This is a genomic window from Streptomyces sp. ICN903 (assembly GCF_022015835.1).
Classification (GTDB): domain Bacteria; phylum Actinomycetota; class Actinomycetes; order Streptomycetales; family Streptomycetaceae; genus Streptomyces; species Streptomyces fenghuangensis.
Map to the genome: position 1 here is coordinate 19636 of NZ_JAKMAY010000036.1, position 9203 is coordinate 28838.

At 73.7% G+C, this 9203-nt stretch carries 8 protein-coding genes; 2 read left to right on the forward strand and 6 right to left on the reverse strand.

All coding sequences use genetic code 11. The features are described from left to right. Positions 1-61: 61 nt before the first annotated feature. From L7D48_RS06180 to pdhA, 3 genes are read right to left on the reverse strand one after another with little or no spacing between them, the layout of a single operon-like run. Positions 62-1495 (reverse strand): dihydrolipoamide acetyltransferase family protein, encoded by a 1434-nt coding sequence (locus tag L7D48_RS06180; protein ID WP_237877866.1) that lies wholly within the window; start codon positions 1493-1495, stop codon positions 62-64. Next, positions 1495-2607 (reverse strand): alpha-ketoacid dehydrogenase subunit beta, encoded by a 1113-nt coding sequence (locus L7D48_RS06185; protein WP_374491331.1) that lies wholly within the window; start codon positions 2605-2607, stop codon positions 1495-1497. Before L7D48_RS06185 ends, L7D48_RS06180 begins: the two co-directional genes overlap by 1 nt. After that, positions 2604-3782 carry a pyruvate dehydrogenase (acetyl-transferring) E1 component subunit alpha gene (pdhA, locus tag L7D48_RS06190; protein ID WP_237877867.1) on the reverse strand — a complete coding sequence of 393 codons (1179 nt, stop codon included), beginning with the start codon at positions 3780-3782 and terminating at the stop codon, positions 2604-2606. The genes L7D48_RS06185 and pdhA overlap by 4 nt, the downstream gene beginning before the upstream one ends. Before the next feature lie 178 nt (positions 3783-3960). Here pdhA and L7D48_RS06195 point away from each other — a divergent pair, with 178 nt between their 5' ends. After that, positions 3961-4461, forward strand: a complete 501-nt coding sequence (locus L7D48_RS06195) for an Lrp/AsnC family transcriptional regulator (protein ID WP_237877868.1) — start codon at positions 3961-3963, stop codon at positions 4459-4461. Positions 4462-4503: 42 nt separating this feature from the next. On the opposite strand, the gene L7D48_RS06200 is transcribed toward L7D48_RS06195, so the two are convergent. Continuing rightward, on the reverse strand, positions 4504-5172 hold the full coding sequence (locus L7D48_RS06200; protein ID WP_237877869.1) for a TetR/AcrR family transcriptional regulator: 669 nt from the start codon (positions 5170-5172) through the stop codon (positions 4504-4506). 182 nt (positions 5173-5354) lie between these two features. On the opposite strand from L7D48_RS06200, the gene paaN reads away from it, so the two are divergent. Beyond that, positions 5355-7067 carry a phenylacetic acid degradation protein PaaN gene (paaN, locus tag L7D48_RS06205; protein ID WP_237877870.1) on the forward strand — a complete coding sequence of 571 codons (1713 nt, stop codon included), beginning with the start codon at positions 5355-5357 and terminating at the stop codon, positions 7065-7067. A 66-nt stretch (positions 7068-7133) separates the two neighbouring features. On the opposite strand, the gene L7D48_RS06210 is transcribed toward paaN, so the two are convergent. Beyond that, positions 7134-7820, reverse strand: coding sequence for a TrmH family RNA methyltransferase (locus L7D48_RS06210; RefSeq protein ID WP_237877871.1), 687 nt, complete (start codon positions 7818-7820; stop codon positions 7134-7136). Then, on the reverse strand, positions 7817-9073 hold the full coding sequence (locus L7D48_RS06215; RefSeq protein WP_237877873.1) for an HTTM domain-containing protein: 1257 nt from the start codon (positions 9071-9073) through the stop codon (positions 7817-7819). Before L7D48_RS06215 ends, L7D48_RS06210 begins: the two co-directional genes overlap by 4 nt. Between the last annotated feature and the right edge of the window lie 130 nt (positions 9074-9203).

The window sequence follows — 9203 nt, forward strand, 5'->3', positions numbered from 1 at the left end:
CCCCGCCGCCCCGGTCCGGGCGAAGGGGGTCCGGACCGGGGAGGCGGACATCAGGCGGACGTCAAAGGGTGCGCAGCAGTACCGCCGGGTGCTCGACGCAGTCCGCCACGTACCGCAGGAAACCGCCCGCCGTACCGCCGTCGCACACCCGGTGGTCGAAGGTGAAGGACAGCTGTACGACCTGGCGTACCGCCAGCTCGCCCTCGTGCACCCACGGCTTGGGGGTGATGCGGCCGACTCCCAGCATCGCCGCCTCGGGGTGGTTGATGATCGGAGTCGAGCCGTCCACCCCGAACACGCCGTAGTTGTTGAGGGTGAAGGTGCCGCCGGTCAGCTCGGCGGGTGTCAGCCTCCCCGCGCGGGCGGACTCGGTGAGCCGGGCGATCTCCTCGGACAGTCCGGCCGCGCTGCGGGTGTGGGCGTCGCGTACGACGGGGACCACGAGTCCGCGGTCGGTCTGCGCGGCGAAGCCCAGGTGGACTTCGGGCAGCCGGACGATCTCGCGCGCGGCCGTGTCCACCGTCGCGTTCAGTTCGGGGAACCGGGCGAGGGCGGCCGTGCAGATGCGGGCGAGGAGCGCGAGCAGGGAGATCTTCGGCCCCGCGGCGTTCATCGCCCGCCGGGCGGCGAGCAGTTCGGTGGCGTCGGCGTCCACCCAGCAGGTGGCGTCGGGGATCTCGCGCCGGGAGGTGGAGAGCTTGTCGGCGACCGTACCGCGCAGCCCGCGCAGCGGGATCCGCTCACCGCCCGCGGCGGCGGGTGCGGGCGCGGGTGCGGTCACGGCGGCACCGTCGGCCGTAGCGGGTACGGCGGGCGCGCCCTGGGCCGCCACCGCGCGCTCGACGTCGGCGCGCAGGATCAGCCCCCGCGGACCGGAGCCGGCGACCTGCCTCAGATCGACCCCGTGCTCCCGCGCGAGCCGCCGCACCAGCGGCGAGATCACCGGGACGGGTCCGTCGGCAGGACGGATGTCCACGGGCGCCGCGGGCCGGCCGGCCGCCACGGGCGCGGCGGGTTCCGGAGCCGGAGCGGCGGGGGCGGCGGGCGCCGCGGCGGGGACCGGGACGGACACGCCGTTCGCCGGGCGGACCCGCCTGCGGCGGGCGGCGGGCGCTCCCGTGCCGTACCCCACCAGCACGTTCCCGGACTTCTCCGAGGTGTCGGCCGGGGTGTCCGCCGGGGCATCGGCCGACACTCCGGCCTGCGCCTCGGCGGGGGCGCCGGCCGGCCCGTCCGCCGGGGCGGCGGACGCTCCGACGGCCACCGTCACCAGCGGCGCGCCGACGGGGATCTCGGCGCCCTCCTCCCCGAACCGGGCGGTGACCACACCGCCGTACGGGCACGGCACCTCGACCATCGCCTTGGCCGTCTCGACCTCCACCACCGGCTGGTCGACGGCGACGACGTCGCCGACGGACACCAGCCAGCGGACGATCTCGGCCTCCGTCAGCCCCTCGCCCAGGTCGGGCAGGGTGAACTCGCGGACCCCGGCCATCAGCGGCCACCCCTTTCGAGGGCTCCGAAGGCCTCGGGCCGCTCCGTCCACTCCGACTCCCACTGGAGCCGGGCGACGGCGTCCAGGACCCGGTCCACTCCGGGCAGGTGGTGGCGCTCCAGCATCGGCGGCGGGTAGGGGATGTCGAATCCGGCCACCCGCAGCACCGGCGCCTCCAGGTGGTGGAAGCAGCGCTCGGTGATCCGGGCGGCGATCTCACCGCCCGGGCCGCCGAAACCGGACGACTCGTGGACGACCACGGCCCGTCCGGTGCGCCGCACCGACGCGCAGACCGTCTCGTCGTCGAAGGGGACCAGGGAGCGCAGGTCGACGACCTCCAGGTCCCAGCCCTCCTCGCGGGCGGCCTCGGCCGCCTCCAGGCAGACGGGAACCGACGGACCGTAGGTGACCAGCGTCGCGGACGTGCCGGCCCGGCGGACGGCGGCGCGTCCGATGGGCGCGACCTCCTCCGGCTCCTCGGGCGACCAGTCGGCCTTCGACCAGTACAGCCGCTTGGGCTCCAGGAAGACCACGGGGTCGTCGGAGGCGATGGCGGCCCGCAGCATCCCGTAGGCGTCGGCCACCGTCGCCGGGGTCACCACGTGCAGGCCGGGGGTGGCCATGTAGTACGCCTCGGAGGAGTCGCTGTGGTGCTCCACGCCGCCGATCCCGCCGCCGTAGGGCACCCGGACGGTGATGGGCAGCGGCAGCGCGCCGCGCGTGCGGTTGCGCATCTTGGCGACGTGGCTGAGGAGCTGCTCGAAGGCCGGATAGGCGAAGGCGTCGAACTGCATCTCCACCACCGGCCGCAGCCCGTACATAGCCATGCCGACGGCCGTGCCCAGGATGCCGGCCTCGGCCAGCGGGGTGTCGGTGCAGCGGTCCTCGCCGAACTCGGCGGTCAGGCCGTCGGTGATGCGGAAGACGCCGCCGAGCGTGCCGACGTCCTCGCCGAGCACGTGCACGGACGGGTCCTCGGCCATGGCGTCGCGCATCGCGCGGTTGAGGGCCTGGGCCATGGTGGCGGGCCTGCGGGCGGCCCCGGCTCCGGATCCGGCCTGCTTCTTCCGGTCCGCCCTGTCCGCGCTCCTGCCCGTGGTCGCGGTCGTCATCGCTCGCCTCCCGCAATGTTCCCGGCGTGCCCGCCGTTCCCGCCGTTCCCGTCCTGGTCGTCGTTCTCCGCGTCCAGCTCCGCGCGCAGCTGTGCGGCCTGCTCCCTGAGCTGCGTGGTCCTCTCCGCGTAGACGTGGTCGAAGAGGTCCGTCGGATCGAGCACCGGGTCCTCGTTCATCGCCTCGCGCAGCCGTGAGGCCATCTCCTCGGCCTCCTCGTGCGCCCCGTCGCGTGTCGCGTCGTCGAACAGGCCGCGCTCGGTCAGCTCGCGCTCCAGCAGTGCCACGGGGTCGTGTTCGAGCCATTCGCCGACCTCGTCGTCGCCGCGGTAGCGGGTGGCGTCGTCGGCGTTGGTGTGGGCGTCGATCCGGTAGGTCACGGCCTCCACGAGGGTGGACCCCTCGCCGCGCCGGGCGCGCTCGACGGCCTCGGCCAGCACTTGGTGGACGGCGGCGGCGTCGTTGCCGTCCACCAGCCGGCCGGGGATGCCGTAGCCGACGGCCTTGTGGGCCAGCGAGGGCGCGGCGGTCTGCTTGGCCAGGGGGACGGAGATCGCGAAGCCGTTGTTCTGCACGAGGAAGACCGTCGGGGTGCGCCAGACGGCGGCGAAGTTCAGCGCCTCGTGGAAGTCGCCCTCGCTGGTGCCGCCGTCGCCGACCATGGCCAGCGCCACCACGTCGTCGCCCTTGAGCCGGGCGGCGTGGGCGAGCCCGACGGCGTGCGGCAGGTGGGTGGCCAGCGGGGTGGACAGCGGGGCGACGCGGTGCCGGTGCGGGTCGTAACCGGTGTGCCAGTCGCCGCGCAGCAGCCCCAGCGCCTCGACCGGGTCCATGCCGCGGGCGACGGCGGCGAGGGTGTCGCGGTAGCTGGGGAAGAGCCAGTCGCGCTCCCGGAGCACCAGGGCCGCGGCCACCTCGCACGCCTCCTGTCCGGTGGAGGAGGGGTAGACGGCGAGCCTGCCCTGCTTGGTGAGCGCGGTGGCCTGCCGGTTGTAGCGGCGGCCCCTGACCAGGTGCGCGTAGAGCGTCCTGAGCAGGCCGGGGTCGAGGTCGGCGCCGGTGCCCAGCAGCCGGTACGGCTCGGAGTCCGGCAGCAGCGGCACCGGGTCCGTGCGCGGCTGCCAGGCGGGCGGCGGCGCGGGGCGGTATGCGCCTGGCTGCTCCAGGACTGTCATGCGGCACCTCCTGGTAGGGGGCATCTGCGGGCGGGGAGGACCGCCGGATCGGGCGACCCCCCTACCGATTGTTCGGTCGCCGGCGCATTTTGGCTACGGGTGGCATCGCCCTGTGGACAAACGGTTCCGCACCGCGTGGGATGTCGGCAGGACGTCCATGGAGGGGAGGCGGCAGGCCATGCCGGAAGAACAGATGGCCCCCGAGGCGCCGGAGGAGGGGAACCGGCCGCCCGCCAGACCGCTCGACCCCGTCGACCGGTCCATCCTGCGGATACTGCAACTGGACGGGCGCGCGTCGATACGGTCGGTCGCCGAACGGGTCCACGTGTCCCGGGCGAACGCGTACGCCCGGATCAACCGCCTCGTGGAGGACGGGGTGATACGCGGCTTCACTGCCCGGGTGGACCACGAGCGGGCCGGCCAGGGCGCCTCGGCGTACATCACGCTGAAGATCGTGCAGAACTCCTGGCGCGCGGTGCGCGAGAAGCTCCAGGCGCTGCCGGGTGCCGCGCACATAGCGCTGGTCAGCGGCGACTTCGACGTGCTGCTGCTGGTGCACACCGCCGACAACCGGGCGCTGCGGGAGCTGGTGCTCACCCGGATACAGGCGATGCCGGAGGTGCTGAGCACCCGCACCCTGCTGGTCTTCGAGGAGACCGATCTCGAGCCCGAGCCGTGAGCGGCGGGCCGTACCCGGTCGCCGCCCTCGGCCTCCGCGCCGCTACTGCTTGCGCAGCCCCTCGAAGGCCAGCCGCACCACGGCGTCGGCGACCCGCTCGCGGTCCGCGGCGTCCCCGGGCTGCGGGCGGTACCACTCCACGATGGAGTTGATCATTCCGAACAGCAGCCGGGTGGCCAGCCGGGCGTCCAGGTCCGAGCGGATGTCGCCCTCGGCCGCGGCGGCCTTCAGCAGCCCGGCCACCCGGTGGTCGAACTCCCGGCGGCGCTCCATCGCCCAGCGCTCGGTGCGGGTGTTGCCCCGCACCCGCAGCAGCAGGGTGACGTAGGGCAGCTCGGCCATCAGCACCTCGGTGGTGCGGCGGGTGACGTGCTCCAGCCGCTCGATCGCCCGCCCCCGGCCGGCGTCCGGCTCGTCCAGGATGGCGAAGAGGCCGTCGAGTGCGCGGGCTATCGCCCGGCGCAGCAGTTCCTCCTTGCCCCGCACGTGGTGGTAGATGGAGGACTTGGAGATCCCCGCCGCACGGGAGAGGTGCTCCATCGAAGTGCCGTCGTAACCGCGCTCGATGAACACCTCCACGGCCACCGCGAGGAGCGACTCGGGCGTGTAGGTGTCGCGCCCCGGCGACTTGGCCGAGGACCTGGCCGGGGGGTCGGCCGGCGACCCGGCCGACGGTTCGACTGGCGGCTTGGCTGGCGGCTCGACTGGCATGGCCTCGATGTTATCCACAGGCGGCCTGCCCCTCTTGCCCCGACCGATCGTTCGGTAGCAGTATCTACCTGTCCGTCCGTCCGCGCACGGCCGCCCGCGCGCCGTCCACGGCCCGCCCCGGCGCCGTCCGTACGGGCGCCGCGCCCGCCCGCTCGACAAGCTCGACGAGGAGTTGGTCCCCGATGGCCGCCGCACCCACCCAGGCCCCGCCGCTGACCCCGGAGGGGCTCGCGGACAAGCACCGCCCGACGCTCCAGCGGGCGCTGGAGGCGATCCGCACCAGGGAGTACTGGTCCCCGTATCCGGAGCACCCCAAGGCGTACGGCGAGGAGCACGGCACACTCGGCCCCGCCGAGGGGAAGGCCGCGTTCGACGCCCTGCTGGGCCGCCGCTTCGAGCTGGACCAGCCCGGCACGGACGGGTGGGTGGGCGGCGAGGTCTCGCCGTACGGTGTCGAACTGGGCGTGGAGTACCCGCACGCCGACGTCGATGCGCTGCTGCCCGCGATGCGTGCCGCACTGCCCGCCTGGCGGGACGCGGGGCCGGAGGTGAGGGCGCTGGTGTGCCTGGAGATCCTGGCCCGGATCAACGCGCGCACCCACGAGTTCGCCCACGCGGTGATGCACACCAGCGGGCAGGCGTATCTGATGGCGATGCAGGCCGGCGGCCCGCACGCCCAGGACCGCGGTCTGGAGGCGGTGGCGTACGCCTGTGCCGAGCAGACCCGCACCCCGGCCTCGGCGCGGTGGTCCAAGCCGCAGGGCAAGCGGGACCCGCTGGAGCTGACCAAGGGGTTCACACCGGTACCGCGCGGGGTCTCGCTGATGATCGGCTGCAACACCTTCCCCACCTGGAACGGCTACCCGGGCCTGTTCGCCTCCCTGGCCACGGGCAATCCGGTGCTGGTCAAGCCGCATCCGCGCGCGGTCCTGCCGCTGGCGATGACGGTGCGGGTCGCCCGCGAGGTCCTCGCCGAGGCCGGCTTCGACCCGAACACGGTGGCGCTGGCCGCCGAGCGGGACGGCGAGGGCATCGCCAGGGAGCTGGCCCTGCGCCCCGAGGTCCGGATCATCGACTACACGGGTTCGACCGCCTTCGGCGACTGGCTGGAGGCCAACGCCCGCCAGGCCCAGGTCTTCACCGAGAAGGCCGGCGTGAACACGATCGTCGTCGACTCCACCGACGACTACCGGGGCATGCTGGGCAATCTGGCCTTCTCCCTGTCCCTCTACAGCGGCCAGATGTGCACCACCCCGCAGAACCTGCTGATCCCGCGCGGCGGCATCGACACCGACGCGGGCCACAAGTCCTACGAGGAGTTCACCGCCGACCTGGCGGGCGCGGTGGACAAGCTGCTGGGCGACGACCAGCGGGCGGTGGCGCTGCTGGGCGCGATCGTCAACCCCGGGGTGCGCGAGCGGCTGGAGGGCGCCTCGGAGCTGGGCGAGACCATCCTGGCCTCGCGCGCGGTGGAGCACCCGGAGTTCCCCGGCGCCACGGTCCGCACCCCGGCGATCGTCGGGCTGGACGGGGCGAAGCCCGAGTCGGAGGAGGTCTGCATGTCGGAGTGCTTCGGCCCGGTCTCCTTCGCCGTCGCCGTGGACTCCACCGCCGAGGCGGTCGAGCTGCTGCGCCGCACCGTCCGGGAGAAGGGCGCGATGACGGTCGGCGCCTACACCACCTCGCCCGAGGTGGAGCGGCTGGTGGAGGAGGCATGCCTGGACGAGTGCGCCCAGCTCTCGCTGAACCTCACCGGCGGGGTGTACGTGAACCAGACCGCGGCGTTCTCCGACTTCCACGGCTCCGGCGGCAACCCGGCGGCCAACGCCGCGCTGTGCGACGGGGCGTTCGTGGCGAGCCGCTTCCGCGTGGTGGAGGTCCGCCGGCAGGCCTGACGCCTCCCGCTCCCGGGGCCCGCCGTGCGGCGGGCCCCGGGCCGGACGGCTCCCGGCGGGCCGCTCTCAGCCGATGTCGGCGTGCGCGCGGATCCAGGCGTGCATGGCGATGGCCGCCGCCGCGCCCGCGTTGATGGACCGGGTGGAGCCGAACTGGGCGATGGAGCAGACGCGTTCGGCGTGCTTCCAGGCCTCCTGCGTCAGCCCCGGGCCTTCCTGGCCGAAGAGCAGCACACAGCGGCGGGGCAGTTCGGTCGTCTCCAGCGGGACGGCGCCGGGGAGGTTGTCGATCCCGATGACCGGCAGCCCCTCGGCCCGTGCCCAGTCGGCCAGCGCCGCCACGTCCGGATGGTGGGTGATGTGCTGGTACCGGTCGGTGACCATCGCGCCGCGCCTGTTCCACCGGCGCTTTCCGACGATGTGGATCTCCCTGGCCAGGAAGGCGTTGGCGGTGCGCACGACGCTGCCGATGTTGAAGTCGTGGTTCCAGTTCTCCACCGCGACATGGAAGTCGTGCCGCCGGGTGTCGAGGTCGGCGACGATCGCCTCCCGGGTCCAGTAGCGGTAGCGATCCACGACGTTGCGCCGGTCGCCGCCGGCCAGCAGTTCCGGGTCGTAGTGCTCACCGGCCGGCCACGGCTCGGGGTGGGGGCCGACGCCCACCTCCGTGCCGTAGCCCTCGTCGTACTGCACGGGCTCGTCCCGCGCGAGTTCGTCCCGCACCGGCCGGTTCTCCGTCTCGCCTTCGCTCACCCCACGAGGGTACGTGCGGGGCTGCCGGCCCCGGAGTCCCCGGAGGTCTCCGCTTCCTCCTCCGGCTCGCGCGGCCGGCCGCGGCGCAGCCGTCCGGCCGCCCGGGACGCCCCGGCCCCGATCCAGACCAGGAAGACCGTCGGCAGGAAGACGGCGTCGGCCGCGATCATGGCGAGCGAGAAGAAGGGCAGGCCGAGGATGACGGCGATGGAGGCGTGCTCCAGCATCATCACTGCGAGCAGCACGTTCTTCACCCGGCGGTTGAAGAGGGTGAAGGGGAAGGCGACCTGGGCGATCACCGTGCCGTAGGTGAGCAGCATGACCATCAGTCCGCTGCTGCCCAGCACCTCGGCGAGGGCCGGCCAGGGGGAGAAGTAGTCCAGGTGCAGGGGGTAGTAGACGGCGGTGCCGTCCTGCCAGCGGGAGCCCTGGACCTTGTACCAGCCGGCGGTCGCGTAGATCAGGCAGACCTCGGCCATGATGATCAGCAGGACGGCGTTGTGGACGATGTTGCCCAGCACGTCCATCAGCCGGCGGACGTTCTCCCGCCCGGTCCGTCCGTCCGCGGGGCGGGTGACGTACCACCACAGCCCGTACACCAGCCACAGGCCCCACAGGAAGGTCACCCAGCCCACGTAGAGCACCGGGCCGTCGTCGCCGAACCAGCTCAGCCGGCCGCCCGCGGTGGCCGCCAGCAGGACGGCGCCGAGCAGCGACCACAGCGCGATGCCGACCAGGTCGTTCCCCCCGGCTCCCGCACCGCCCCCGGCGCGGGAGCGGCGGGCGCGGCGGGCGTCGAGCGACCAGACCCGGCCGCAGCGGGTGAGCACCAGGTACATCGCCATCAGATGGATGACGTTGTCGCCGCCGTCGCCCATGAAGACGCTGCGGTTCTGCAGCGACAGCACGCCGACCATGAACAGCACCGACATGGTCCTGGTGCGCCAGCCGACCAGCAGCGCGGCGGAGGAGAGCACGGCGAGGGCGTAGACGGCCTCGAACCAGACGACGCTGTCGGACCACAGCAGCACCGTGAAGGCGTGGTTGCTCGCCACCAGCCGCTCGCCCAGCTCCCAGCTCCACGGGCCGTCCGGTCCGTACAGCTCGCGCCGGTGGGGCCACTCGAAGAGCAGGAAGGCCAGCCAGGTGAAGGAGAAGCCGATCCGGACGACCGCGCTCTGGTACGGACCCAGCGCCCGGTCGCTGACCTTGACGATGCCGCGTACGACCGCTTCGTCGGCCCTGGCCAGCAGGCGCCGCGGCCACGACCGGGGCGGTGCGGCGGACGGTTCGCCGGACGGCCGCTCCCCGGTCCCCGGCGGCCGCTCCCCGGCCCGCCGGGCGCCGGGGACGGACGCGGTGGAGGCGGGCACGGGGGAGGTG

Excerpts from the sequence above, each read along its gene's own strand:
- L7D48_RS06200 (WP_237877869.1), bottom strand. The coding sequence starts at position 5,172 with ATGCCAGTCGAGCCGCCAGCCAAGCCGCCAGTCGAACCGTCGGCCGGG.
- L7D48_RS06195 (WP_237877868.1), top strand. The coding sequence starts at position 3,961 with ATGCCGGAAGAACAGATGGCCCCCGAGGCGCCGGAGGAGGGGAACCGG.
- paaN (WP_237877870.1), top strand. The coding sequence starts at position 5,355 with ATGGCCGCCGCACCCACCCAGGCCCCGCCGCTGACCCCGGAGGGGCTC.
- L7D48_RS06185 (WP_374491331.1), bottom strand. The coding sequence starts at position 2,607 with ATGACGACCGCGACCACGGGCAGGAGCGCGGACAGGGCGGACCGGAAG.
- L7D48_RS06180 (WP_237877866.1), bottom strand. The coding sequence starts at position 1,495 with ATGGCCGGGGTCCGCGAGTTCACCCTGCCCGACCTGGGCGAGGGGCTG.
- pdhA (WP_237877867.1), bottom strand. The coding sequence starts at position 3,782 with ATGACAGTCCTGGAGCAGCCAGGCGCATACCGCCCCGCGCCGCCGCCC.